The sequence below is a fragment of the Bradyrhizobium sp. AZCC 2262 genome, from assembly GCF_036924535.1.
Lineage (GTDB): Bacteria > Pseudomonadota > Alphaproteobacteria > Rhizobiales > Xanthobacteraceae > Bradyrhizobium.
This window is the reverse complement of record NZ_JAZHRT010000001.1, coordinates 4,988,365-5,013,543: the sequence shown is the minus strand read 5'-3', so window position 1 is coordinate 5,013,543 and position 25,179 is coordinate 4,988,365. Positions and strand designations below refer to the sequence as shown.

Genomic DNA, 25,179 nt, shown 5'->3' with positions numbered 1-25,179 from the left:
ATGCGACGTAGACACGTACTGGGAGCAGGTTTGGCGATCGCGGTGGCGGGCATGGCGGGCAACGCCATGGCACAGAGCGAGATCAAGATCGGCGAGATCAACAGCTATTCGCTGTTGCCTGCCTTCACCGAACCCTACCGCAAGGGCTGGCAGCTCGCGGTCGAGGAAGTCAACGCGGCAGGCGGCATCAACGGCAAGAAGCTCGTCGTCATTTCCAAGGATGACGGTGGCAAGCCGGCCGACGCGCAGACCGCGGCCAACGAGCTGGTGTCGAGCGAGAACGTCGCGATGCTGACCGGCACGTTCCTGTCCAACATCGGTCTGGCTGTTTCCGATTTCGCCAACCAGAAGAAAGTGTTTTTCCTGGCGGCGGAGCCGCTGACCGACGCCATTACCTGGTCGAAGGGCAACCGCTACACGTTCCGCCTGCGTCCTTCCAATTACATGCAGGCGGCGATGCTGGTGGAAGAAGCCGCCAAGTTGCCCGCAAAACGCTGGGCGACGATTGCGCCGAACTATGAATACGGCCAGTCGGCGGTCGCGGTGTTCAAGAAGCTGATGTCGGAGAAGCGTCCGGACATCCAGTGGGTCGACGAGCAGTGGCCGCCGCAGGGCAAGATCGACGCCGGCCCGGTGGTGCAGGCGGTTGCCGCCGCGAACCCGGAAGCCATCCTCAACGTCACCTTCGGCGCCGACCTGGTGAAACTCGTTCGCGAGGGCAACACCCGCGGGCTGTTCAAGGACCGCGCAGTCGTCAGCTTCCTTACCGGTGAGCCGGAATACCTCGATCCGCTCAAGGACGAGACGCCCGCAGGCTGGATCGTCACGGGTTATCCCTGGTACGACATCAAGACACCGGACCACGACAAGTTCCTGAAGGCCTATCAGGCCAAGTACAACGATTATCCGCGGTTGGGCTCGATCGTCGGCTACCAGACCATCAAGGCGGCTGCGGCAATCCTTGCGAAAGCCAATTCGACCGATCCGGAGAAGCTGATGGCAGCAACCGAAGGCCTGTCGATGCCGTCGCCGTTCGGCGAGATCACCTTCCGCAAGATCGATCACCAGTCGACGCTTGGCGCCTATGTCGGCAAGACCGCGCTGAAGGACGGCAAGGGCGTGATGGTGGATTCGGTTTATCGCAAGGGCGCGGATTATCTGCCGAGCGATGCGGAAATTGGAAAGCTTCGCCCGAAGGAGTAACTCTCTCTTCTCCCTCGCCCCGCTCTTGCGGGGTCGAGACGAACGAAGCTCGCTCTTAGAGGGTCGGGGTGAGGGGCTCTCTCCGCGAGTTGTGCAAGTTGATCGACCTGTACCCCTCACCCGGATCGCAAGGGCGATCCGATCCGACCTCTCCCCGCAAGCGGGGCGAGGTAAAGCGACACCCAACCCGGACCGCCCATGGCCTTTTACTTCGTTCAGTTCCTGACCGGTCTCGCCAGCGCGGCATCGCTGTTCCTGGTCGCGTCGGGGCTGTCGATCATCTTCGGCGTGACGCGGATCGTGAACTTTGCCCATGGCGCGTTCTACATGCTCGGCGCCTATGTCGCGTTCACGCTGACCGAGCGCTTCTCCGGCGCGTTCGGGTTCTGGGGCGGCATCGTCGTGGCGGCGTTGGTCGTCGCGGTCGTCGGCGTGCTGGTCGAGATGGTGCTGCTGCGGCGGATCTACCATGCGCCGGAACTGTTCCAGTTGCTCGCGACCTTCGGCCTCACGCTGATGGTCCAGGATATCGTGGTGCTGATCTGGGGACCGGACGATCTGCTCGGCCGCCGCGCGCCGGGCTTCAGGGGTGCGGTCGATTTCTTCGGCCAGAATATCCCGAGCTATGATCTGTTCCTGATCGCGCTCAGTCCGGTCGTGCTCGGCGTGTTGTGGCTGTTGTTCCAGCGCACGCGCTGGGGCGTGCTGGTGCGCGCGGCGACGCAGGACCGCGACATGGTGGCGGCGCTCGGCGTCAACCAGAAATGGCTGTTCACCAGCGTATTTGTGCTCGGCGTCTTTCTCGCGGCGCTCGGCGGCGCGCTGCAGATCCCGCGCGATGCCGTGCATCACGCGCTGGACCTGCGCATCATCGTCGACGTGTTCGTCGTGGTGGTGATCGGCGGGCTCGGCAGCATCATCGGCGCCTTCGTCGCCGCCGTGCTGGTGTCCGAACTCAACGCCTTTGGTATTCTCATTTTCCCGAAGATCTCCATCATCCTGGTGTTTTTGGTGATGGCGGTGGTGCTGATCGTGCGGCCGTGGGGCCTGTTCGGCAAGCCGGAGGCCGCCGCGCGCCGCACGCCGGGCCTGACCGTCAATCCGTGGCGGCCGCTGACCTCGGGCGAGCGGATGGTGTCGATCGGCGCGCTGGTCCTTGCGGCGACGCTGCCGCTGTTCGCCGGAAATTACGCGCTCACCGTCGGCTCGGAGATCGCGACCTTCGTGATCTTTGCCGCCAGCCTGCATTTCCTGATGTCGGTCGGCGGACTCGCCTCGTTCGGCCACGCCGCCTATTTCGGGCTTGGCGCCTATGGTGTCGCATTCCTCGCCAAGGCAGCGGGATTGCCGATGATCGTCTCGCTGTTGCTCGGCCCGTTGCTGGGCCTGATGGGCGCCGCCGTGTTCGGATTCTTCGCCGTGCAATTGTCCGGCGTCTATTTCGCGATGCTGACGCTCGCCTTTGCGCAGATCGTCTGGTCGATCGCGTTCCAGTGGGTCACAGTGACCGGCGGCGACAACGGTATCCTCGGCGTCTGGCCGGACAAGTGGGCCGCCGGCCCGGCCAGTTTTTACTGGCTGTCGCTTGCGATCGCCGCACTCGCGGTCACAGTGTTGCGCGTGATCGTGTTCTCGCCGTTCGGCTTTGCGTTGCGCGCGACGCGGGACTCGCCGCTGCGTAGCGAAGCGATCGGCATCAACGGCAAGCGCGTGCAATGGACGGCCTTTGTCATATCAGGCACAGTTGCGGGTATTGGCGGCGCGCTGTTTGCCTATCTGAAGGGAAGCGTGTTCCCCGATAGCCTCGGCATCTCGCTGTCGGTCGATGCGCTGGTCATGGTGCTGCTCGGCGGCGTCGAGACGGTTTCCGGCGCAGTCGTCGGCGCCATCGTGTTCAAGGCGGCCAATATCTGGCTGGTCAGCCAGACTGATCTCTCGAAACTGGTGCTGGGTGGCTTCATCGTGCTGATGGTGGTGGCTTTCCCCAAGGGAATCGTCGGCACGCTGGAGGCGATCTGGAATCGCCGGCGGTCCCCCGAAGACAAGAAATCCGCGCTTGCCACCTCCCGGGTAGAGGTTGCCGAATGAGCATGGTCCCAACATTGCTGTCGGTTCAAAATCTCAGCAAGTCCTATGGCGGCGTGCATGCCGTGCGCGGCGTGTCGTTCGAACTGCGCGCGGGCGAAATCCTGGCGCTGATCGGACCCAACGGCGCGGGCAAGAGCACGTGCTTCGATATGCTCAACGGCCAGAACACACCAGACAGCGGCCGGATCACGCTGCTCGGCGAGGACACGGTCGGCCGGAAACCGCGCGCGATCTGGCGGCTCGGCGTCGGGCGCACATTCCAGATCACCGCGACATTCCCGACCATGACCGTGCGCGAGAACGTGCAGGTCGCGCTGGTGTCGTATGGACGGCAATTGTTCAATCTCTGGGGCTCGACCGCAAGTTACGCGCGCGAGGAGGCCGGCCGGCTGCTCGATCTCGTCGGCATGGGCGCCTATGCCGGGCGTCCGTGCGGCGAGCTCGCCTATGGCGATCTCAAGCGGCTGGAGCTTGCGATCGCGCTCGTCAACCAGCCGAAATTATTGCTGATGGACGAGCCGACCGCGGGCATGGCGCCGCGCGAGCGGATCGAACTGATGCGGCTCACCGCGCGCATCGCCCGCGAACAGTCGATCGGCGTGCTCTTCACCGAGCACGACATGGACGTGGTGTTCGAGCATGCCGATCGCATCCTGGTGCTCAACCGCGGCAGCCTGATCGCCGAAGGTTCGCCCGAGGAGGTCCGCGGCAACCCGCAGGTGCGCGCCATCTATCTCGGCGAAGGTCTGGTCTATGATGCGCGCCACCGCGAGGGAGCCGGCGCATGAAGTTGCAGGTCGCGGATCTCAACAGTTTTTATGGCCCGGCGCATATCCTGTTCGATATCGGGCTGGAAGTCGGCGAGGGCGAGGTAGTCGCGCTGCTCGGCCGCAACGGCGCCGGCAAGTCGACGACGTTCCGCTCCATCGTTGGCCTCGTCGAGAACCGCACGGGACGGATTGTCTTCGAAGGCAAGGACGTCTCGCGCGAGCCGACGCATGCGATCGTGCGCGGCGGGCTCGGCTACGTGCCGGAAGAGCGGCGCATCTTCACGGACCTGACGGTTGAGGAAAATCTCGAAGTCGGCCGGCAACCGAAGCGGCCCAACGCGCCGCAATGGACCCGTGAAAAGCTGTTCACGCTGTTTCCCAATCTCGGCGAAATGCGCAACCGCCCGGGCGGACGCATGAGCGGGGGCGAACAGCAAATGCTGACCATCGCGCGGACGCTGATGGGCAATCCGTCGCTAGTGCTGCTTGACGAGCCGTCGGAAGGGTTGTCGCCAAAAATCGTCGAACAGATGGTCGAGGCCATCCTCGCGATGAAGCGAGAAGGCGTCAGCATCGTGGTCTCGGAGCAGAACCTGCATTTCGCGCGGCTGATTTCGGATCGCGCCTACATCATCGAACGCGGCAAGATCTGCTTCGGCGGCACGATGGCGGAACTCGATGCGCGGCCGGATATCCGGGACGCGCATCTGTCGCTGTAAGCGGCTGGCAAGGGAAGGGGCGGGCGCAGATGGCAAGGAGTGTTTCGCCGAAACGAGCGGTCAAGCCTGCGCGGCCGTCCTACATTCTCGACGAGCAGATCGGCTTCGTCCTGCGCCAGGTCTGGCAGCGTCATGCCACCATCTTCGCCCGCGAAATCGGCATCAATTTGACGCCGACGCAATGGGCGGCGCTGGCAAAACTGACCGAGACCGGACCGTGCTCGCAGAACCTGCTGGGCCGTCTGACGGCGATGGACGTCGCCACCATCAAGGGCGTGATCGACCGCCTCACCGCGCGCGGCCTGACCGAGACCAGCCCCGACCCCGAGGACGGCCGCCGGCTGCTCGTGAGTCTCACGCGCGCCGGCCAGCAACTGGCCGAGAAGGCCGCGCCGAACGCGCTCGCGATCAGCCGCGAGACGCTGGCGCCGCTCGATGCAAAGGAGCGCGAGACCCTGATCGCGTTGCTCGACAAGCTGCGTTGAATGATGGCCTCTGTCTCTGCGCCAGGGCTGATGTAGCGAACCGGACTCAACGTGATCCGTCACCCTGAGAGCTTGTGACGCTTTTGGCCGCTGCGGAGCTTTGGAGCGAGGTGGCGGCTGCTCGTCGCGGCAAATGGCGGTTTTGGGGTTTGAGTTTGTCGATGAGCTCTCGTTTATGCACTGCAGAGGCGGTTGCCTTGCAGGATGTTGTTGGTGAGGGCGTACCAGAGCACGACGGCGCGGACCTTTTCGATGCCGCGCACGGTTAATTGCCGCAGGTCCCAGTTGCGCCAGCGGGCATGGATGCACTCGCAAATCGAACGGGGCTTGTACCGGGCCTTGCCCGCTTCGCTCGCCATTCGCGCGCGCCAGGCCAGTACCCCCGGGCCGTCGCCGCGCCGCGGCAGGTACGGATCGGTGCCGTGCTTGGATTGAGTGGGCGGACAAAAGACCTCGACGCCCTCGGCATGCGCCCATTCGATGTCCTCCGCGCTGCCAAAGCCGCCATCGACGAGATGGTCTTTGGGCAGACCGCCAGGGCGCGTGCGCTGCCGCTCCAGCATGGGACGCATCAGGCCGCGGTCGGACCCGGTGTTGCAAATCCTGGTGTCAACGACGATCTGCTGGCCGGCCGCACTCGTTACCTGCACGTTGTAAGCTGGGCGGAAGCCGCCGTCGGCCATCTTCATGACCCGTGCATCGGCGTCCGTCGTGGATGCGCGCGGCTCCTTCGGCTTCTTGCCATTGCCGCGCTTTTCTTCGCGCTCCTTGCGCTGCTGCTTGATCTCGGCCAGCGCCGTCTGCGCCGCTTTCACGCGCGCGCGGCGCTCCCGCGCGGCTCGCTCCTTGGCCGCCCGGGTGCGCTGATTGCTGGCGTCCGAGCGTGTATCGACCTCGCGCTTGAGATCTTCCACCGCTGCCTCAGCCTGTGCCAGGTGCCGGTCGAGTGTCGCCTCGCGCCGGAACGAGGCGGCTCCCGCGCTGGCCCGGACCCGCACCCCATCCTGCGCCAGCGTCTCCAGATTGACGAGGCCAGCCTTCGCCAGCGCCGCCAGATGCTCGCTGAGCAGCCGGTCCAGCAGATCGGCGCAACCGACCCGGAAGTCCGCCAGCATGTGATAGTTCACCGACACGCCACCGCACAGCCAACGATAGGCATCGTGGCTCTCGCACAGCCGTTCCAAGGCGCGTGCGCTGCCAACGCCCTCGCTGGTGGCATAGAGCCACAGCGCCAGCAAAAGCCGCGGCGATGTCGTGGGGTGACCGGGGCGGTCGCCCCTGGCTTTGATCCGGTTCTCCAGTTCACTCAGATCAAGCTCTTCGACATAAGACCAGATCAGGCGCACCGGATGGTCTTCCCCGATCAGGCTCTCGATATCCACCGCGCGCAACGCGATCTGGTCGCGTTGCGGTTCACGCAGCCGCGGCGCGCCGAGCGGCGCCGCTTCGGCTTGCGGCTTCGCCTGCTCCGGCAGGTCTCCAAACAATTCATCGGCAGCCATCATCGCCTCCCGCGAATCCATATCGCCAGAGAATCACACTGCATTAGCTATCGGCTAGACTGGCTTGCCCGACGTCAAAAAAATCACACTCTCTGAGGTGGCCGTGCGTAGCGCGGCCCTCGAAGGGCGACGGCCCGATCGGTGGCCGCTCATCCTTCGAGGCTCGCTTCGCTCGCACCTCAGGATGACGGAGTTAGCGGCTGCGCTAAACGAAATTGAGCAGCAGCGCGATCGCGCCGACCAGGATGAGGCTGACGGCCCAGATGGTGTCCAGATTTAACCAGCTTTGCGATATGAATTTGAGGCCGAGATAGCGGTAGGCGAGCCACGCGCAACATCCGCCGGCGGCGATCATCGCGGCGGCGTGGACGGTGGCAACGAGCACGGCCATGCCGAGATTGGCATTGATGAGCGTACCGGCGGCCTCATGGCTTCTGTCGAGGTCGGATTCCCGGCAGAGCCCGAGATAGATCGGCACCAGCATCAGCGCCGCGCCATGGGCGAGCGCGACGGCGAACGACCAAAGCCCCAATTGCGCCGGCGATATCCGCGCCAGCGCCCTTGGATGGCGCCGGTTGGCAAATCGAAATAGACCGAAGGCGATGACGAGGAGGCTGGCTCCGATCTGTATCGGGCGCTGCCATTCGACGACGGTAACCAGCAACGCGAAGGGAAGGATCACCAGGAGCATTGCGAGCAGATGGCCGGCCGTGAGTGGCCAAAGCGCGGCCACCAGCGCCCACGGGCTCTTCTCCATCAATCCGGCCGAAACGGCGAGCGGCCACCCCATGCCCGGGTTGACGCCGTGATAGAGGCCGCTCGCGATGACAGCCAGCCAGAGCCAGGCAGGTGTCCAATAGGCTGCGCTCAAACTCAAACCGAGGGATAGCAGAACGAATCCGTCGAACAGTCGCCGCCGTCGAGCCGGACTTGATGCGCGCGGTATCCGTCGGGGAAGTTGACCCAGTAGTCTTTTGCCAGTTCGAGGCCACCGTCCGGCTTCGCATTGGCCATCACCTGGGCGCCGGGCACGCCGTCGGGATAGAACTGATTGTCCCATGTCGAGTAGAGCGAGTTGGTCCAGTACACCCGCTTGCCGTCGCGGCTGATCTCGACCATCTGCGGACCGCCTCCAAACGTCTTGCCGTTCGGGTGCGGTGTGCGGCGTGCGATGCCGCCGATGTGTACCGATCCGGCAAGCTTCGGCTTTCTCGGCTCGCTGACGTCGTACTGACGCATCTCGCCGGTGCCCCAGCAAGCGACGTAGAGAAATTTGTCATCCATCGACAGGTCGATGTCAGTCACCAGCGGCGGCACTGCGCCAAAGCCCTGCAGCAGCGGCGGCAGTTGTTCCTTCGCCGCCGGCTCGGGTGGAATCGTCGCCGTCTTCTCGACGTGAAACTTGCCGCCCTCGCGCCACCAGGTCCAGATCGAGCCTTCGAGGTTGGTGGTGTCGACCACGGTGCCCAGAAAGCCGTATTCGCGAACCGGATCATGCGCGGGACGCACTTCCAGCCCCATCTGGTGATTGGCCCCGAGATCGATCGTCTGCACGTTTCGCCGGGCCCGCAGATCCCAGAAGTGAATATGGTGACCGTACTTGTTCGAGAGCAGATCCTCCGGCACGATTCCGTTCTCGAACTGCGGCGGCAACCCCCACTCGCTCGTCACCATGTAGTCGCGTGGCAGATTCCACCAGAAATCATAGTGCATTGTCTGGGGGCCGCGATCGATCTCCCACCGTCCGAGGACCTCGAAGGTCTCGCAATCCATGATGAAGACGCCGGGCGGTCCGTCAGTGCCGTTCTTGCCGCCGCCGCCGAGCGTAGAGACGTAAATGCCTTCCGGTCCGCAATGAACCGTGTGGGGCCGCGAATATCCGGTCTTCCTGAAGATTTCCTCCGGCTCGATGATTTTGTGGATCGCCGCCTTGGTGGGGTCCGGCTTGGTATCGACAATGTAGATGCGGGACGACCGCATGCCGGGGATGATGAGATAGCGGCGCTCGAGGAAGGCGTGGCCGGTCAGCGGCGACAGGGACGACGAGCAGGCGTTCCAGCCGAAATGGTGAAACTCGTCGCCCTTGTTGGGCATCATCACGGTGTGAACCACCTGGCCGTAGCTCGAGGAGCCCGGCTTGACGTCGATGACAGCAAGGGCGTCCGGTTTTGAAGCGTCCGGGCTGAGCAGCACGGTATAGGCGAAGCCCTCCGGCGGAGCTTCCATGGCAAGCCTTGGCGAAGCGTGAAACGTGGGGTCGGGCCGAATGTTCATCGTACTGCTCCCTGTTTGCCTCGATGTACAGCAACACGGCTCAGCGGCATGCAGCAGCAAGAAATTAACCGGCGCGTTGAGTTCCTCTTTTGAGAGTGCCGCCAGCCGGGGTTTGCTCGCCGACCATACACCGCAATGCGATCAGCGAAAATAACGATGGTGCTACCAGTCCGGTCGCAGTGTCGCATCGTGCAGCGCTTCGCGGGAGCGGCCAGCAAGCCTTCCTCGAAATAACCGTTACCGCTGTAGCATTCGGGCAATTGCGCAAGCAGCGACGGCGTGGGCTTGCAGTCCAGGACGTTGCGAGCGGCACGAGGAAGCGCGAGAGCAGGGCCTCGGCGCTATCGACCCTGTGTTTGCGCCGCGCGTTTGCGTGATCGGTCGATCGTCGCCTGCGGTAAAATCATCGTTACTATTGACTTCAACACAAATTAAATGATAACATCGTTATCATGAGCAAGCCCGCAACCGTTACCAAGGACTGGTCGGACGTCGTGAAGGGCGCGAAGCGCGAGCTTCTCCTGCGCGCCGCGCGCGATGAATTCGCCGAACAGGGGCTGGAAGGCGCCACCATGCGCGGCATCGCGGTTCGCGCGGGCTGCACCACGGGCGCGATCTATCCGCTGTTCGACAGCAAGGAGGCGATCTATGCCGAACTGCTGAAGCAGTCACTGGCGGCGCTCGATACCTACGTTGCCGAGGCTGTGGCTGCCGCGCGGAATCCGGAGGCGCAGGTCGAGGCGGCCTGCGGGGCCTTCCTGAACTACTACCTCGAACACCGGTTCGAGATAAATCTGGGCCTCTATGCGTTCCGCGGCCTCAAGCGGCTCGGCGTCGGCAAACCGTCGGATGAAGAACTCAACCAGGCGCTATGGAAGGTGCTGGAACGCATCGCCTTGCCGCTGACCGAGGTGCGCGGCCTCAAGCCTTCAGAGGTTCGGCCGTGGGTGGCGCTGCTCACCAGCCAGATGATCGGGGCCCTCGTGCTGCAGATCGCGGGCCGGCTGGATTTTCTGCAAACCGGTGCGCAGACGTTGCTTCGCATGATGCTGGCGCAATGCCTTGCCCCGACGGTGTCGAAGAACGTGAAGGCCGCACGCAAATCAAAACAGTAGGGGAGTAAGCGAAATGGTCCGGATCGAAAAGCAGGGTGCGGTGTGGACCGTCGTCCACAGCCGGTTTGCGGAAGCGCGCAACGCGATGGACCCCGACAGCGCGGACGCGCTGGTGCAAGCCTTCAGAGAATTCGACGCCGACGATTCCGCAAGCGTCGCGGTGCTGTGGGGCGAGGGTGGCGCGTTCTGCGCCGGCTGGGATCTCAAATTCGCCAGCACGCTCTCTGATCGCGATGCCTTCCAGCGCCACGTCGTCGATGGTCTGGCCTTCCCGACCGGCGCAAACCCTGCGCCGCGCGGTCCGCTTGGGCCGACGCGCCTCGAATTGTCGAAGCCGGTGATCGCCGCGGTGGAGGGGCCGGCAGTCGCCGGCGGCATGGAGCTTGCTCTGTGGTGCGATATCCGCGTGATGGCCGATAGTGCCTATTTCGGCGTCTATTGCCGGCGTTGGGGTGTTCCGCTGATCGATGGCGGCACCGTGCGACTGGCGCGTCTGGTCGGGCAGGGACGGGCAATGGAAATCATTTTGACCGGACGCAAGGTCCCGGCGGATGAAGCGCTGCGCATCGGCATGTGCGAGCAGGTTGTCGAGAGCGGTGGCGCCCGCGCCGCGGCCGAAGCGATGGCGCGCGAGATCGCGCGGTTTCCGCAAGCCGCCGTGCGGGCCGATCGCCGCTCGGTGGTGGAAACCTATGGCCTGCCGGTTCGCGAAGCCTTGCGGCAGGAATGGACCAACGGCGTTGAGGCCGTCTTCAAGGAAGGCGCCGACGGGGCTGCGCGCTTTGCCGGCGGCAAGGGCCGCCACGGCGACTTCGCGAAAATCTGATCCATTTTCGAGGGGAGCCGCACATGGCCAAAGTCCTCTACGAGCGTGATGGCCGCATCGCGCGCATTACGCTGAACCGGCCCGAAGTCATGAATGCGATCGACGACGAGTTGCCGGATGCGCTCGCCGACGCAGTTGCCCGCGCCGACAACGATCCGGACGCGCATGTGATCGTGCTTGCGGGGGCGGGCCGAGCCTTCTGCGCCGGATACGACCTGACCGCCTATGCCTCCGGCGACAGCGCCAACCGCTATACGCAGGAAATGCCGTGGGATCCGATGAAGGATTACGCGGCGATGTCCGACAATACCAACAAGTTCATGAGCCTGTTCCGCTCGAAGCGCCCGGTGATCTGCAAGGTGCACGGGTTTGCGGTGGCCGGCGGCTCCGATATCGCGCTGTGCTCCGACATGATCGTGATGGCGGAAGATGCGCGCATCGGTTATCCGCCGGTTCGGGTCTGGGGCTGTCCGACCACCGCCATGTGGGTCTATCGGCTCGGCGCCGAGAAGGCCAAGCGCATGCTGTTCACCGGCGACAAGATCACGGGCATCGAGGCGGCGGCGCTCGGCCTCGTGCTGAAGGCCGTTCCGGCCGACAGGCTCGACGATGAGGTGGACGCGCTCGCGCACCGGATGGCTACCGTGCCGCAGAACCAGCTCATGATGCAGAAGCTGATGGTCAACCAGGCGCTTTACAATATGGGCCTGATGGGCACGCAGATGATCGCAACCGTGTTCGACGGCATCACCCGGCATTCTCCCGAGGGGCTGAACTTCAAGCGGCGGTCCGAGAAAATGGGCTGGAAGCACGCGGTCGACGAACGCGACCAAGGTACCTTCGACTGGACCACCAATCAGCCGATCACGCAGAACAGGTAATTCGAGGCCAGCAGTTCTATTTGATCGTCACGGTAATTTTCTGCGAGACCACCGGGGGATTGAACGGAAAGTGGTCGGCATCCCCCAGCACGAGTTGAAGCGTGTGCTTGCCGGGTGGAAGTTCGATCCGCGCTTCGGTCTGACCCGCCCCGAAATGAAGATGTGACTTGTCTTGCGGGATCGGCTCATTGGGATTGAGCGGCTCATTGACGTCGATCAGAAGGTGATGATGGCCGCTGTTTGAGTAGTTGTCGCCCGCGTGCGTTATGCCCATGTTGCGCAGACCAAAGCGGCACCAGAATCCGCCTTTAATGGTGGTTCCGTTCTGCGGCCACACGAAATAGAGAAGAGCATCCTTGTGTGCAGGCTTGCCTTGGGCGAATGCCGCGAATGGCAAGCAAGTGAGCGCTGCTGCAAGAACGATGCGCCGCATGTATTTCATGACCGTCCTCTTCAACGCTCCCTAGGGGGAAAGTGCGACGCGGAACCCGTGCGTGGGATATCGCACGTTGGTGTCATAGCTGCCGCGGTTTGATGCCCGGGCATAGCTCGAGTCGTTCCGCCAGGAACCGGAACGGATGACGTGCGAGGAGCATTCGTTCTCCACCCACGCTGATCCGTCCGTGGGAGCGCCCTGATAGTTTTTATGCCAGCAATCCTCGACCCATTGATCGACGCCGCCGCCCATATCGAAAAGCCCAAAGGGATTTGGCTTCAGGCTGCCGACCTTGACCGGCTGATCGTTGGCTGGAATGTCACTGCAGTTCCTGCAGTTGACCATGCCTTGCTGAAACTGATCGCCCCACCAGAATTTGGTTTGCGTGCCGCCGCGCGCTGCATATTCCCATTCAGCTTCGCTCGGCAGTCGATACGGCTTGCGGGTGGTTTCCGCGAGCCACGCGACATATTGCCTTGCGTCGCTCCAGCTGACGTTTGCAATGGGCGCATCGTCCTTTCCGGTGGCGGTAAATCCGCAGGCCTTTGCGGCCGCGCATGCGTTCCATTCCCGCACGGAGACCGGAAATTTCCCCATCGCAAACGGCTTGACCGTTACCTGACGGACCGGCTTTTCCGAAACATCTTCATTGCTGCCCATCGTGAAGCTGCCACCCCGAAGCGAGATCATCTCAGGTTCTCGAACCGACGCGGCTGCCTGCGTGGCGGGAGAGGGAGAGGCGGGCGGCGGTAGGGGCGCGGCCTGTTGGGGTGCCGGAGAGGGGGCAAGTTTGGGTGCCGGAGAGGGGGCAGGCTGAGGTGTCGCCTGCTGCTGAGTTGGGGCCGCGGTCGGCGGCGCAGGCTGAGCGGGCGGCGCTGGTCGTTTTGCGGCGGGCGCATTCTGCACTTCAGCCGGAGGTGAAACGGGAACCGAAACCAGATTTGGCAGCTTGCCGGTTGGCGAGAACGTGTACCAGAGAACGCCGCCCGCAATGAGCAGCAGCGCAAGGATCAGCAAGGAGGCCAGAATGCCTTCGCGCCGCTTCCGGTTTTGCAGGAGCGCAGCCGGATCGGAAAGCACCCGATAGACCCGCACCGGGTCGGTGATGTTCTTGACATGGCGATCACCGAGCGATTCATATCCGCAAACCAGCTTATGCTTTATCTGTTCGTAGATCCCGCCGGAGATATAGACTTCGCCGGGCCGGGCGATGCCTTCAAGCCGCGTGGCAATATTGACGCCATCGCCGTAGACGTCGTCGGTTTCGATGATGACATCGCCGAGGTTGACGCCAATTCGATACTCGATCCAGTGATGCTTCGGCAGTGACGTGTTGCGTCCCACCAGATTTTGCTGAATCACGATGCTGCAGCGAACAGCCTCGACAGGACTATCGAAAATCGCAATGAACCCGTCGCCGGTGGTTTTAACAAGCTTGCCGTGATGTTCCACGATGCTGGGTTCGATAAGATCGCGCTCGATGCGCTTGACACGGTTGTGCGTGCCTTCTTCGTCGATCTGCATCAGGCGGCTGTAACCGGCGATATCGCCTGCTACGATGGCCGCAAGGCGGCGTGGCATTGGGTCGCGCGGTGGCGCGCCAACTCGGCCCTTTTTGAAATCGCGAATCTCGGCCATCGCTCAGATTGGTGTCCTTGAGCTGTTGCAATTACAGCGTTTGGCAAACAATCTTTCCAGCATCCAAAGCGTACCATGCTGGCTGTTCGCCGCAAAGCAGCCATGTTTGGGTTCCACGGCGGCTGGTAGGGGCAATAGGTCAATAAGAACACGAGAACATGAGAATGAGTGTGATCCAGATCATAGGTTCTGGATATGAGCTTCAGCCCTGAATACCGGCAAACGAGTCAGGCCAAGCATCCGCCGAAAATCTGCCGGGAATTCTTCACGCCTTCCTTGATGACTTAAGCAAAATAGGCCGCCACCAGGGCAGCCCGCTTTTGTCGGGGCCGGCTGGCAATTCGTTCACCGCTTTCAGGGGACGATCGTAGGTTTGTCAGCCGTGTCCCGGCGACATTTGAGTCAATTCGGCAGGCTCACTGCCCGATGATGATCTCCGGCACCTTCCCGGCCGGCGGGGTATTGCGGCTGCGCTGGGTGCGGACGATGCCGTCGATGATGGTCATGCCGATGCCGGGGAGGTCGCCGAGCTGCACGCTCTCCAGGATGTTTTTGCCCGGTGAATGCTGCGCCTTGTCCATCAGCACGAAATCGGCGGAGCGGCCGACTTCGATGATGCCGCAATCGAGTTCGCGCATGCGGGCGGTGTTGCCGGTCGCGAGGCAGAAGGCGAGTTCGGCGGGCAGGTCGCCGAGCGAGGACAACATCGAGACCATGCGCAAAATGCCGAGCGGCTGCACGCCGGAGCCGGCTGGTGCATCCGTGCCGAGGATGACGCGATGCAGGTCGCCCATCTCGCGCGCGGTACGCAGCGTGAACAGCGCCGAGCGTTCGTTGCCGTTGTGAACCAGCTCCAGCCCGCGCTTGCAGCCCTCGCAAATACAGCGGATCTGGTCGTCGGGCAGGGCTGTGTGGCCGCCATTGATATGGCCGACCACGTCGGTGTCGGCCTCCAGCACCACGTCCTTGTCGATCAGACCGGAGCCCGGGATCGAGGGACCGCCGGTGTGGATTGTGCTCTGAATGCCGTATTTGCGCGCCCAGCCCACCATCTTGCGTGCGGTCGGGCCGTCCTTGACGCCGCCCAGACCCACTTCGCCGAGCAGCTTGACGCCGGCCGCGGCCAATTCCTTGAAGTCGTCTTCGACCATCTCGCATTCGATGACTGGCGCGCCGGCGTGAACCTTCACGCCGCCCGGGCGCAGCGTCCAGAACGCGCGCTGCGCAAAAATCGCCATTGCCTTCAGGCCGACGACGTCGCGGGGACGGCCCGGCATGTGGACCTCGCCCGCGGAGATCATGGTGGTGACGCCGCCGTGGAGATAGCTGTCGATCCAGTTGATCTGGTTCTGCCGCGGCGTCCAGTCGCCGGCGACGGGATGGACATGGCTGTCGATCAGGCCCGGGGCGACGGTGGTGCCGTTGGCGTCGACCACGGCGGTGGCGTCTTCGGTGTTGACGTCCTTGAAGCGTCCGATGGCGGTGATCTTGCCGTTCTCGGCCACGATCGTATCGCCGTCCAGGATCGGCTTCTCCAGGGCCCCCGACAGCAGCAGCCCGATATTGCGGATCACCAGCTTGCTCGGGCCGGTCGCCTGGGATGCATCGTGGGCCATGGTTTTTCCTTTTGGTTCAATGCCTTCGCCGGACATTCTGCCCGGCTTGACGATCGGATCAAGCTGGATTATTCATTCGTATACGAATGATCGTATACGAATGATTGAGCCGGTCAATCCGGCGCGCAGGTCAGGGAACGGTGCGATGAGCAATTTCAACCAGGAAAGCGTTCTGAGCGTCCATCACTGGACCGATACGCTATTCAGCTTCACCACCACGCGCGATCCCTCGTTCCGTTTCCGCAACGGCGAGTTCACCATGATCGGCCTGAAGGTCGGCGAGAAGCCGCTGCTGCGCGCCTACTCGGTCGCCAGCGCCAATTACGAGGACCGCCTCGAATTCTTCTCGATCAAGGTGCCGGACGGCCCGCTGACCTCGCGGCTCCAGCATTTGAAGCAGGGCGACGAGATCATCGTCAGCCGCAAGGCCACCGGCACGCTGGTCATCGACAACCTCGAAGACGGCCGCAACCTCTATCTGATCGGCACTGGCACGGGCTTGGCCCCGTTCCTTTCCGTGATCAAGGATCCCGAGACCTATGAGCGGTTCGAGAAGGTGGTGCTGCTGCACGGCTGCCGCCGCGTGAAAGAACTCGCCTACGGCGAGATGATCACTGAAAGACTGCCGAACGACGAACTGATCGGCGAATACATCCGCAACCAGCTGGTCTATTACCCGACCGTGACGCGCGACCCGTTCCGCAACCGCGGCCGCATCACCGACCTCATCAACTCCGGTAAGCTATTTGCCGATATCGGGCTGGCCTCGCTCGATGCTGCATATGACCGCGTCATGATCTGCGGCAGCCCGGCGCTGGTGACCGACACGCGTGCGCTGCTCAACGGCAAGGGTTTTGTCGAGGGCAATCACGGCGAGCCGGCCCAGTTCGTGGTCGAGAAGGCTTTCGCAGAGCGGTAGGTATCTGCGACGCTAGGGTCTGACCGCCGGCGCTTCCATCGGCATGCCGCGCGCCCGCGACATCAGATACAGCTCGAGTTCGACCAGTTCCGGCGCGCCGTAATCATAGGCCTGCGCGCGGATGCCTGACATGCAGGCGCGCAGGCGCCGCTGCAGCGATCCCAGCGACTGCCATTCCAGCCGGTAGAGCGGGTAGCCGGTCGGGTGCCCCTGCGTGATCGCGGAGCCGGCGAGCCGCTTGTCCCAGTTATCGTCATGGCAATTGGTGCAGCCGAGATTTAGCTGTCCCTGCCGCTGCATGTAGAGCTCGCGGCCCTTGGCAATGAACGGTGCGAGTTGCGGGTCGGCGCCGGTTTCGATGGCGGTGCCCTGCGACTGGCGTGCGACAAAGGCCGTAAGCGCCAGCAGTTCGCGGCTCTCGAAAGGCAGCGGCGTCGCCTGCTGGTGGTTGCTGCGGCAAAGATTGATGCGCTGCTCCAGATCGACGGGACGGCCAAGCGCCATACCGAAAGCAGGGTAACGGGCCGCCACGCCCTTCATGCTGGTGCGGGCATCGTCGTGGCAATCGGCGCAGGCCATGCTGGCGGCACCCAGCTTTCGCTTCCAAAGCGCCTCGCCGTCGAGCGCCCAGAGCATGCCGGGATTGGCGGTATCCTCGTCCTGCATTGCCCTGGTGTCCGGCTTCATGAAGTCGTAGCCGGACCGGCGTTCGGCTTGCGGGATTTCGGCGGCGAAGGCGGTGCCCGCGATCAGCAGCGCAACGGCTATGGCGCCGGAAAATCTCATTCGACCGATATCGAAGCCGACGCGGTCTCGGAAAATCCCTGGTCACCGATCCATTCGAACTCGAACTTGCCGCTCTCGGTTGCGGTGGTGAAGAAGGTGATGAAGGGATTGGCGGCGATCGCCGGAAACAGGTCGGCGCGGAAAATCTCGTTCCCGTTGAATCGGCACATAAAGCTCGTGATGATGTCGCGCGGAACGACTTCGCCTGACGCCATATGGCGATAGCCGGTTTCCATGATGTGCGACATCAGCGTCTTGATCTCGATAATGTCGCCGCGCTTGGCTTTCGCTGGAACGTTGATCAGGGCGGATGCCATCAGATCACCTCCTCGGTGCAGGCTGCCAGCGTCACCACGACATCGACGCTGGCCGACCAGAACGAGCCGTCCGAGAGCTTTGCGATCGCGACGATCTTCTGGCTGTCGGCGAGGCGGATGCGGGTCGAAACCTGCGCGCGGCCGTTATGCGGACCGAGATGGAAATTGGCGATGTTCGGCTGCGGGTTCTTTTCGTTGAAGACGTAAATGCTCCGGACGTGATCCTCCGGGGCCATCGGGTGCGCGACGCTGACCGTCATCGGCACCGTGTTGCCGTTCTCGACCAGCGGCGGGATGTCGAGCTTGACCTTGCCGGTCCGCACCACCGCGCCGCCGGTGACATTCTGGATCGCCGAGGCCAGCATCGCAGGCGTCGCCTCGGCGGGACGTAGGGTCACGATGGGGATCGCGCCGAGCACGGCTGCGCCACCGGCGAGGCCGAGGAACTGGCGGCGTGATGAATTTGGCGGTTGCTGCATCATTGCTTCCTATTCGCGCATGCTTCCGAGATACGCCACGATATCCTCGATCTGTTCGGCCGACAGAATCGGCTTGCCGCGCCACGTCGTCCCGACGCGATCGAGGCCGTCGACGCGATAATAGGACGGCATGATGGTCGCGGCATTGAGGCGGGACGCATCCACCAGCCGAAGCCGAAGCTGACCCTCGGACCAGCGGCTGCCGGAACCGGAAAGGTCAGGCGCCAGGTCGCCCTGGAACTTCTGTTCGGGAAATGGGCCGCTGTGGCAGAGGATGCAAGTGCTGGAACGTTCGACGACAAGGGCGCGCCCGCGCACCACGTCGCCTCGCGCATTCGTGAGCGGTTCCGGAATGGCGTCGCCGACGACGGTATAGGGCCGCAGCGCCTGCGCGCCGGCCGGGCCGGGCAGGGCAAGCAACGCGGCCGCAATCCACGTCCCGATATGGCGCGCCGATCTAGCCAAAGGTTTCCACCGTGATTGTCTTGAACCAGTTTTCCGCACTTTCCGCTTCGCGCTGACGAGTCTCGCGCGGCGCGTTGACCGGGCTCGTCGCGCCTTCGGCTTCGACGAACTGACCGTCCTTCGGCTGATAGACGCCTGACAGCGAGAACGCGTAGCCCGGCGCGACCGTGTTGTAGCAGGCGCCGCTCAACCGGGGTGTCTCGGGCGCTTTGCCCGATATCATGGCCACGATACCGGCCGCGCAGGCCTTGCCTTGCGCGCTGGCGGCCGACGCCGCTTTCGGAATTTGCCCGGCAATGCAGGCGTCGCCGATGACATGGATATTAGGCACCAGTTTCGAGGCGAAATTCGTCGGATCGATCGGGCACCAGCCGGTATTGTCGGCGGCGCCCGCAAGCTCGGCGATGCGCCCGGCCTTCTGCGGCGGGATCACGCTTGCGACATTGGCGACATAATTGCCGAAATCGGTGATGATGGTGCTGGTCGCAGGATCGACCGAGGTCACCCGTCCGCCTTGCGAGAGCGCGATCCGCTCGATCATGCCGGGATAGAGCTCCTTCCACGCCGCCTCGAACAGCCTTTGCTGCGAAAAACCGTCCTTGGCGTCGAGGATCAGGACTTTTGAGCGCGGCTTTCGCGTTTTCAGGTAATGCGCGATCAGGCTGGCGCGCTCGTAAGGCGCGGGCGGGCAGCGCAGGGGGGCCGCGGGCACTGCGATTACCACCGTGCCGCCATCCTCCATGGCTTCGAGCTGCCTGCGCAGCATGAGCGTCTGTTCGCCGGCCTTCCATGCATGGGGCATTTTGGCGGAGGCGGCTTCGTCATAACCGGGCAAGGCGTCGAAGCGGAGATCGATGCCGGGCGACAGCACCAGGCGCTCGTAGACGAGCGAATTGCCATCGGCCAGCGTGACGATACGCTTCTCGGGATCGACCTTCGCGGCGGCTTGCGGAATGACGGTCACGCCTGCAGCGGCGATCTTGTCATAGTTGAATTGCTGCGCCGGCAGTTCCCGCATACCCACGATCACCTCATTACTGAAGGGGCAGGCGGTAAAGGTTTGATTTGGCTCGATCAGGCTGACCTGAAGTTTTGGATCAAGCTTCCGCAGCGCCCGCGCGCAGCTTGCGCCGCCGAAGCCGCCGCCGATCACGACAATCCGCGCCGCTCCTTGCGCAAATGACGGGCAGGGCAACGCCGCCACCGCAGACGCGGCGATGCCGCGAGCGACATCCCTGCGCGTCATCGGGCGCGTGGCGTCCATGGCTGCAATCCGGAAAAAAGGGGCGGCGGCCGGATCGGGCCGCCGCCCGCTATTGTCAGGCAAAGGTGATGTTCTGGTCCCGCAGCGGGATTGAACGGATGCGCTTGCCGGTGGCTGCGAAGTAGGCGTTGAGCACGGCTGGTGCGGCAACCCCGATGGTCGGCTCGCCGACGCCGCCCCAGAAGCCGCCGCTCGGTGCCATGACGGACTCCACCTTCGGCATCTCGGCGATGCGCATCGAGTTGTAGGTGTCGAAATTGGTCTGCTCGATCTTGCCGTCCTTCACGGTGCAGCCGCCATAGAACAAGGCGGAGAGGCCATAGACAAAGGACCCCGCGATCTGCCGCTCGACCTGCGCCGGGTTGACGACGTAGCCGGGATCGGTGGAGGCGACGATGCGATGCACCTTGATCTTGCTGCCCTCGGTGACGGAGATTTCCGCGGCACCCGCGACATAGCTGCCATAGCCCATCACCTGGGCAATCCCGCGATAGACGCCTTGCGGCGCGGGCTTGCCCCAGCCGATTTTGTCGGCCACGGCGTTGAGCACGGCGAGATGCTTTGGATGCTTGCTCATCAGCTTGCGGCGGAATTCCAGCGGATCCTGGCCGACCGACTGCGCCAGTTCATCCATAAAGCATTCCAGATAGATCGCGTTGTGATTGACGTTGACGCCGCGCCAGAAGCCGGGCGGGACGTGCGGGTTGCGCATGGAATGCTCGACCAGCAAATTCGGCACGCTGTAGCCGATCGCCGCTTCGCCCGTGGCATTGAGGCCCTGGAAGGCGGCGGGGTCCTTGCCGTTTTCCAGCGCGGCCGGACGGACCGAGAACAGGATCGACTGGCCGGACAATCGCACGTGCAGCGCCGTGAGATTGTTGTCGGCATCGAAGGCCCCCGTCAGTTTGCATTGCGTGACCGGATGGAATTTGCCTTGCGCCATGTCCTCTTCGCGCGACCACAGCAGCTTGACCGGCGTTCCGGGCATCTGCTTGGCGATCGTCACCGCCTGGCGGACATAATCGGTCATGCCGCGGCGGCCGAAGCCACCGCCCAGCATCAGCTTGTGCACCTCGCATTTTTCGGCCGGCAATCCCGACGCTTCCAGCGTAGCTGCAAATGCCGCCTCGCCGTTTTGCGTGCCGCACCAGACCTCGCATTTGTCCGACGTATAGAGCGCCGTGGCGTTCATCGGCTCCATCGTGGCGTGGTTCTGGTAGGGATAGTTGTAGACCGCTTCGACCTTCTTGGCAGCGCCGGCAATCGCGGCCTTGGCGTCGCCGTTCTGGTTGCCGATGTAAGCCGGCTGTGCGTTGTCGAGGCCCTCGGCCAGCCATTTGGCGATGGACTCGCTGGAGACCTTTGCGTTCTCGCCTTCGTCCCAGACGATCGGCAGCGCATCCAGCGCCGTCTTGGCGTGCCACCAGGTATCGGCGACGACCGCGACGCTGCTGTCGCTGACGCGCACGACCTTCTTGACGCCCTTCATGGCCATGACCTTGGCTTCGTCATAGCTCTTCAGCTTGCCGCCGAACACCGGACAATCCTTGATCGCGGCGTTGAGCATGCCGGGCAGCTTGACGTCGGCGCCGTAGATCATCGCGCCTGTCGTCTTGTCGACGGTGTCGAGCCGCTTGACGCCCTTGCCGATGATCTTCCAGTCCTTCGGGTCCTTCAGCTTCACCTCGGCCGGCGGCTCGAGCTTCGCCGCGGCTTCCACCACCTTGCCGTAGGTCGTGGTCTTGCCCGTCGGCGGGTGGGTGATGACGCTGTTGGCGGCGGTGCATTCCGAGGCCGGCACCTTCCATTCGTTCGCGGCGGCCTGCACCAGCATCACGCGCGCGGTGGCGCCGCCCTTGCGGACATATTCCTGGCTGGTGCGGATGCCGCGGCTGCCGCCGGTCGAGAAATCGCCCCAGGCGCGCTTGCGTGCGACACTTTGACCCGGCGTCGGATACTCGGTGACGACTTTCGACCAGTCGCATTCGAGCTCTTCGGCGACGAGCTGGGCGAGGCCGGTGAGGGTGCCCTGACCCATTTCCGAGCGGGCGATGCGAATCACGGTGGTGTTGTCGGGGCGGATCACCACCCAGACATTGACCTCAGGCGAGCCGTCGGCAGCGCGGACCACGGTCGGCCCGCCAAAAGGAATATCGAGGCCGATCGCAAGGCCGGTGCCGGCCGCAGCCGTGCCGATCACGAAGCCGCGGCGAGTGAGTTTGGGCATGACGTGCTTGTTCATGGCATCCCCCTCAAGCGTTCGCAGCGGCGTGGATTGCCTCGCGGACCTGCTGAAAGGTCCCGCATCGGCAGATATTGGTGATGGCCTCGTTGATGTCCTGGTCGGTCGGCTTCGGCTTCTCCTTGAGAAGGGCTGCGACCGCCATGATCATGCCGCTCTGGCAATAGCCGCATTGCGGCACGTCATTGGCCACCCAGGCCTCCTGCACCTTGTGCAGCGCGCCATTGCTGACGAGACCTTCGATCGTGATGATCTGCTTGCCGACGGCTTCGCTGACCGTGACGCCGCAGGAGCGCATCGCGACCCCATCGACATGGACGGTGCAGGCGCCGCATTGTGCAATGCCGCATCCGTATTTGGTGCCGGTCAGCCCGACGTTCTCGCGGATTGCCCAAAGCAGCGGCGTGTCGTCCTCGACGTCCACGCTGATTGATTTGCCGTTAATTGTGAGGTTTGCCATCGCTTATCCCCTGTTAGCTCAATCCATCGAGAGAGCTGCGCGCGGGAAGATGGCCCGCCACTTGGAATAGTTCAAATCAAGAAAATGCGTTTGTGCGCAGGATGAAAGCCGATCCGCCGGTGTTGCGTGGGCATGTGCCCCGGCATGGCTGTCATGTCCGTTCTGCACCGACAACCTGGGGCGCTATGGTTTGGCCTTGAAGGCGCCGAGAATCTCGGCGCAGACGGGCCCCGACCGGGTGCACCAGGCACGCTGTGCCGCCGCCGCGCCCGTTCGCAGCGCTTCAACGATCAACGGCTCGGGATTTGAATCGATCGTGACGCCGTTCTGGCGCATGCGTTGATAGTTTTCCTCCAGCCGGGTCGCGAGAGCGAGCCACAATTCGCTCTCGGTTTGACGGCTGGCGGCATCGACCGCGGCTCGTGTGTCCGGGCTCAAACTGTCATAGGCCGCCTGATTGACGCTCGCGATCGAAAGCGGCAGCGAATAGGTGATTTCACTGAAACAGGGCAGATACTCCCAAAGTTTGCGGCCGGCGCCGCCGTCTCCCGACGACAACACCGCGTTGATGCTGCCGTCGACCAGTTTCGGTATCGTGTCCGCGAAACTGATCGATGCGGCCTTGGCGCCGACGCTCAGGAATACCTCGGTTGAGGTCTTGTCATAGGTGCGGATCGAAAGGGTGGTCAGATCGGGCGGCGACGTCAGCGGTGTCTTCGACCAAATGCCGGAAGGTGGCCAGGGCGTCAGATAAAGCAGCCGCAGGCCTTTCTTCTGCAGCGCCGCTGCAAGATGCGGCCGCGCGATATCGGCAAGGCGTTTGGCGTCGGCCGTCGACGTCACCAGAAACGGCAGCGAAGGCAGCGCAAAGATCGGGTCTTCTGCCTCGAGCGCGCCGGCGAAGGCATCGCCGGCCTGCACCCGGCCTTCCGCAATCGCTGTGAGCATGCCGGCCGATTTGATGCCAGCCTTGGCGTCGAAGGTCGGCCTGATCTCGAGTTTGCCTGCGCTGGATTCGGCGACATGTTTTGTGAAGGCCGTCAGGCCAACGCCCGGCATCGCGTTTTGCGGATATTCCGTTGGCATGTCCCAGACTGTCTGGGCCTGAAGGGCGGCCGGAAACAGCAGGAGACACGCGCCGGCCAGCATACTGAGAAGTCGCAACTCGTCCTCCAAATCCATCGCGTCGGCCCGATCGCCGCCGGGCGATGACAGTCATGTATTGCGCGGAGCACCCACGGTCAGACGCAGGAAACTCATCACGCTGCCGAGCGCAGCAAACCCGGCGCCGAGCGCCAATGCAAGCGTCGCGCCATCATGGCCGGCAAGGCCAAAACACAGGGCGGCGAGCGCGGCGCCGAGCGTCTGCCCGGTCAAGCGAGCGGTTGCGACGATGCTGCTCGCGCTTCCACTGCGGTGCGGCGGCGCGCTCGACATCAGTGCCCGCAAATTGGGCGTCTGAAAGAAACCGAATCCGATCCCGCAAACCACCATGCGCCAGACGATGTTGGCGATGCCGGGGTCTGGTGGCAGCGTTGCCAGCAGCGCCATGCCGATGCCGAGCAGCACCAGCCCGAGGCCGCCAAGGATGCCGACGGGATAGCGGTCCGACAGCCGGCCTCCGATCGGCGCCATGATCGCGACCACCAGCGGCCAGGGCGTCATGAAGAAGCCGGTCTCGACCTGGGACCGGTGCAGCACGTCTTCGAAGTAGAACGGCAGCGAGACGAAGGCCAGTCCCTGCACCGCGAATGAACAGACCGAGGTTGCGGCCGACAGCGCGAACATCGGCCGTCGAAACAGGTCGATCGGCAACATCGGCGCCGGATGGTCCGCATCTCTGCGGATCATCATCCAGCCGAGCAGTAATGCAGCGCCGAGTTCCAGTCCGACCAGGGCGGGAGGCGCCTGATGCGCTGCGCTGCCTATTCCAATAATAAAGAGTCCAAGACAGCTTGCGGTCAGCGCTGCGCTCGTGAAATCGAATGCGTGCTTGGCGCGTGGCGTATTCGGCAGGGTCTTCAGGCCGATCCAGATGGCGATCACGCCGAAGGGAATGTTGATCGCGAACAGCCACGGCCATGTTCCGATCGCAAGGATCGCAGAGGCAATCGTCGGTCCGAACGTGAAGGCCGTTCCAACCACCAGCGCGTTGTGGCCGAAGCCGCGGCCGAGCATGTGGGTCGGGTAGACGAAACGGACCAGCGCCGCATTCACGCTCATGAGGCCGCTGGCGCCCAATCCCTGCAGCGCGCGGGCCGCCGTCAGGCTGGGCAGCGACCAGGCCAGGGCGCAACCCAGCGAGGCCAGCGTGAACAGCAGCAGGCCGCCGAGATAGATCCGCTGATGGCCGACGATCTCGCCGAGCGCGCCGAGCGGCAGCAGCGTCGCAACCAGCGCGATCTGGTAGATGTTGACCACCCAGACCACGTCGGCGGGGCTGACATGGAGGTCGGCGGCGATGGCGGGCAGGGCGACGTTGGCGATCGCCGTATCCAGCGAAGCCATCGCCAGCGCGGTAAAGATCGCCGCGACCGCCCAGCGCCGGAGTTCCGGGGGCAGGCCGTCCATGGTTGTGACTGACGGCTTTGCGGTTGTATCCAGTGACATCAGACAGGGCTCTCCACGCGGGGCGGTCGCGCCCACCGCGGCGTGTACTACGGACGCGGCACAAGCCACAGGCACGCCGCTGCA

24 protein-coding genes are annotated in these 25,179 nt (G+C 63.6%); 9 read left to right on the top strand and 15 right to left on the bottom strand.

Going from position 1 to position 25,179, the window contains the following annotated elements; translation table 11 throughout:
- The 5 genes from V1283_RS23745 (at nucleotide 1) to V1283_RS23725 (ending at nucleotide 5,265) form a co-directional block, all read left to right on the top strand.
- Complete coding sequence (locus V1283_RS23745; RefSeq protein WP_334388907.1) at nucleotides 1-1,203, top strand: ABC transporter substrate-binding protein; 1,203 nt, start codon at nucleotides 1-3, stop codon at nucleotides 1,201-1,203.
- A 198-nt stretch (nucleotides 1,204-1,401) separates the two neighbouring features.
- Nucleotides 1,402-3,291 (top strand): ABC transporter permease, encoded by a 1,890-nt coding sequence (locus tag V1283_RS23740; RefSeq protein ID WP_334388905.1) that lies wholly within the window; start codon nucleotides 1,402-1,404, stop codon nucleotides 3,289-3,291.
- Complete coding sequence (locus V1283_RS23735) at nucleotides 3,288-4,079, top strand: ABC transporter ATP-binding protein (protein ID WP_334388904.1); 792 nt, start codon at nucleotides 3,288-3,290, stop codon at nucleotides 4,077-4,079. The genes V1283_RS23740 and V1283_RS23735 overlap by 4 nt, the downstream gene beginning before the upstream one ends.
- A complete protein-coding gene (locus V1283_RS23730) occupies nucleotides 4,076-4,780 on the top strand; it encodes an ABC transporter ATP-binding protein (protein ID WP_334388903.1) in 705 nt (234 codons plus the stop codon). Before V1283_RS23735 ends, V1283_RS23730 begins: the two co-directional genes overlap by 4 nt.
- Before the next feature lie 29 nt (nucleotides 4,781-4,809).
- Nucleotides 4,810-5,265: a MarR family winged helix-turn-helix transcriptional regulator gene (locus V1283_RS23725; protein WP_334388902.1), complete on the top strand. Its 456-nt coding sequence runs from the start codon at nucleotides 4,810-4,812 to the stop codon at nucleotides 5,263-5,265.
- Nucleotides 5,266-5,438: 173 nt separating this feature from the next.
- On the opposite strand, the gene V1283_RS23720 is transcribed toward V1283_RS23725, so the two are convergent.
- From V1283_RS23720 to V1283_RS23710, 3 genes are all read right to left on the bottom strand, one after another.
- Nucleotides 5,439-6,770, bottom strand: coding sequence for an IS1182 family transposase (locus tag V1283_RS23720; RefSeq protein ID WP_334388901.1), 1,332 nt, complete (start codon nucleotides 6,768-6,770; stop codon nucleotides 5,439-5,441).
- Between the two features lie 202 nt (nucleotides 6,771-6,972).
- The gene (locus tag V1283_RS23715; protein ID WP_334388900.1) at nucleotides 6,973-7,638 is read right to left on the bottom strand and encodes a hypothetical protein; all 666 of its coding nucleotides are present in this window, start codon (nucleotides 7,636-7,638) and stop codon (nucleotides 6,973-6,975) included.
- Between the two features lie 2 nt (nucleotides 7,639-7,640).
- Complete coding sequence (locus V1283_RS23710) at nucleotides 7,641-9,041, bottom strand: selenium-binding protein SBP56-related protein (RefSeq protein WP_334388899.1); 1,401 nt, start codon at nucleotides 9,039-9,041, stop codon at nucleotides 7,641-7,643.
- A 452-nt stretch (nucleotides 9,042-9,493) separates the two neighbouring features.
- On the opposite strand from V1283_RS23710, the gene V1283_RS23705 reads away from it, so the two are divergent.
- From V1283_RS23705 to V1283_RS23695, 3 genes are read left to right on the top strand one after another with little or no spacing between them, the layout of a single operon-like run.
- Nucleotides 9,494-10,156: a TetR/AcrR family transcriptional regulator gene (locus V1283_RS23705; protein ID WP_334388898.1), complete on the top strand. Its 663-nt coding sequence runs from the start codon at nucleotides 9,494-9,496 to the stop codon at nucleotides 10,154-10,156.
- 13 nt (nucleotides 10,157-10,169) lie between these two features.
- Nucleotides 10,170-10,982 (top strand): crotonase/enoyl-CoA hydratase family protein, encoded by an 813-nt coding sequence (locus V1283_RS23700; RefSeq protein WP_334388897.1) that lies wholly within the window; start codon nucleotides 10,170-10,172, stop codon nucleotides 10,980-10,982.
- 23 nt (nucleotides 10,983-11,005) lie between these two features.
- Nucleotides 11,006-11,863, top strand: coding sequence for a crotonase/enoyl-CoA hydratase family protein (locus V1283_RS23695; RefSeq protein ID WP_334388895.1), 858 nt, complete (start codon nucleotides 11,006-11,008; stop codon nucleotides 11,861-11,863).
- Between the two features lie 16 nt (nucleotides 11,864-11,879).
- Here V1283_RS23695 and V1283_RS23690 read toward each other — a convergent pair whose 3' ends face one another.
- From V1283_RS23690 to V1283_RS23680, 3 genes are all read right to left on the bottom strand, one after another.
- Nucleotides 11,880-12,305: a DUF4399 domain-containing protein gene (locus tag V1283_RS23690; RefSeq protein ID WP_334388894.1), complete on the bottom strand. Its 426-nt coding sequence runs from the start codon at nucleotides 12,303-12,305 to the stop codon at nucleotides 11,880-11,882.
- Nucleotides 12,306-12,326: 21 nt separating this feature from the next.
- The gene (locus tag V1283_RS23685) at nucleotides 12,327-13,937 is read right to left on the bottom strand and encodes an SUMF1/EgtB/PvdO family nonheme iron enzyme (RefSeq protein WP_334388893.1); all 1,611 of its coding nucleotides are present in this window, start codon (nucleotides 13,935-13,937) and stop codon (nucleotides 12,327-12,329) included.
- A gap of 416 nt (nucleotides 13,938-14,353) precedes the next feature.
- The gene (locus tag V1283_RS23680) at nucleotides 14,354-15,553 is read right to left on the bottom strand and encodes an amidohydrolase family protein (protein WP_334388891.1); all 1,200 of its coding nucleotides are present in this window, start codon (nucleotides 15,551-15,553) and stop codon (nucleotides 14,354-14,356) included.
- Nucleotides 15,554-15,698: 145 nt separating this feature from the next.
- Between V1283_RS23680 and V1283_RS23675 the strand changes: the two genes are divergently transcribed.
- Nucleotides 15,699-16,472: a ferredoxin--NADP reductase gene (locus tag V1283_RS23675; RefSeq protein WP_334388890.1), complete on the top strand. Its 774-nt coding sequence runs from the start codon at nucleotides 15,699-15,701 to the stop codon at nucleotides 16,470-16,472.
- 12 nt (nucleotides 16,473-16,484) lie between these two features.
- Here V1283_RS23675 and soxA read toward each other — a convergent pair whose 3' ends face one another.
- The 9 genes from soxA to V1283_RS23630 form a co-directional block, all read right to left on the bottom strand.
- Nucleotides 16,485-17,258, bottom strand: a complete 774-nt coding sequence (gene soxA / locus V1283_RS23670; protein ID WP_334388889.1) for a sulfur oxidation c-type cytochrome SoxA — start codon at nucleotides 17,256-17,258, stop codon at nucleotides 16,485-16,487.
- A complete protein-coding gene (soxZ, locus tag V1283_RS23665) occupies nucleotides 17,255-17,575 on the bottom strand; it encodes a thiosulfate oxidation carrier complex protein SoxZ (RefSeq protein ID WP_334388888.1) in 321 nt (106 codons plus the stop codon). Before soxZ ends, soxA begins: the two co-directional genes overlap by 4 nt.
- Complete coding sequence (locus V1283_RS23660; RefSeq protein ID WP_334388887.1) at nucleotides 17,575-18,054, bottom strand: SoxY-related AACIE arm protein; 480 nt, start codon at nucleotides 18,052-18,054, stop codon at nucleotides 17,575-17,577. The genes soxZ and V1283_RS23660 overlap by 1 nt, the downstream gene beginning before the upstream one ends.
- 9 nt (nucleotides 18,055-18,063) lie before the next feature.
- Complete coding sequence (soxX, locus tag V1283_RS23655; RefSeq protein ID WP_334388886.1) at nucleotides 18,064-18,519, bottom strand: sulfur oxidation c-type cytochrome SoxX; 456 nt, start codon at nucleotides 18,517-18,519, stop codon at nucleotides 18,064-18,066.
- Nucleotides 18,512-19,783, bottom strand: coding sequence for an NAD(P)/FAD-dependent oxidoreductase (locus V1283_RS23650; protein WP_334388885.1), 1,272 nt, complete (start codon nucleotides 19,781-19,783; stop codon nucleotides 18,512-18,514). Before V1283_RS23650 ends, soxX begins: the two co-directional genes overlap by 8 nt.
- 55 nt (nucleotides 19,784-19,838) lie before the next feature.
- Complete coding sequence (locus V1283_RS23645) at nucleotides 19,839-22,025, bottom strand: xanthine dehydrogenase family protein molybdopterin-binding subunit (protein WP_334388884.1); 2,187 nt, start codon at nucleotides 22,023-22,025, stop codon at nucleotides 19,839-19,841.
- Nucleotides 22,026-22,035: 10 nt separating this feature from the next.
- The gene (locus V1283_RS23640) at nucleotides 22,036-22,485 is read right to left on the bottom strand and encodes a (2Fe-2S)-binding protein (protein WP_334388883.1); all 450 of its coding nucleotides are present in this window, start codon (nucleotides 22,483-22,485) and stop codon (nucleotides 22,036-22,038) included.
- Nucleotides 22,486-22,668: 183 nt separating this feature from the next.
- Nucleotides 22,669-23,649, bottom strand: a complete 981-nt coding sequence (locus tag V1283_RS23635) for a TRAP transporter substrate-binding protein (protein WP_334388881.1) — start codon at nucleotides 23,647-23,649, stop codon at nucleotides 22,669-22,671.
- 51 nt (nucleotides 23,650-23,700) lie between these two features.
- Nucleotides 23,701-25,095 (bottom strand): MFS transporter, encoded by a 1,395-nt coding sequence (locus V1283_RS23630; protein WP_442895774.1) that lies wholly within the window; start codon nucleotides 25,093-25,095, stop codon nucleotides 23,701-23,703.
- Nucleotides 25,096-25,179: the final 84 nt, after the last annotated feature.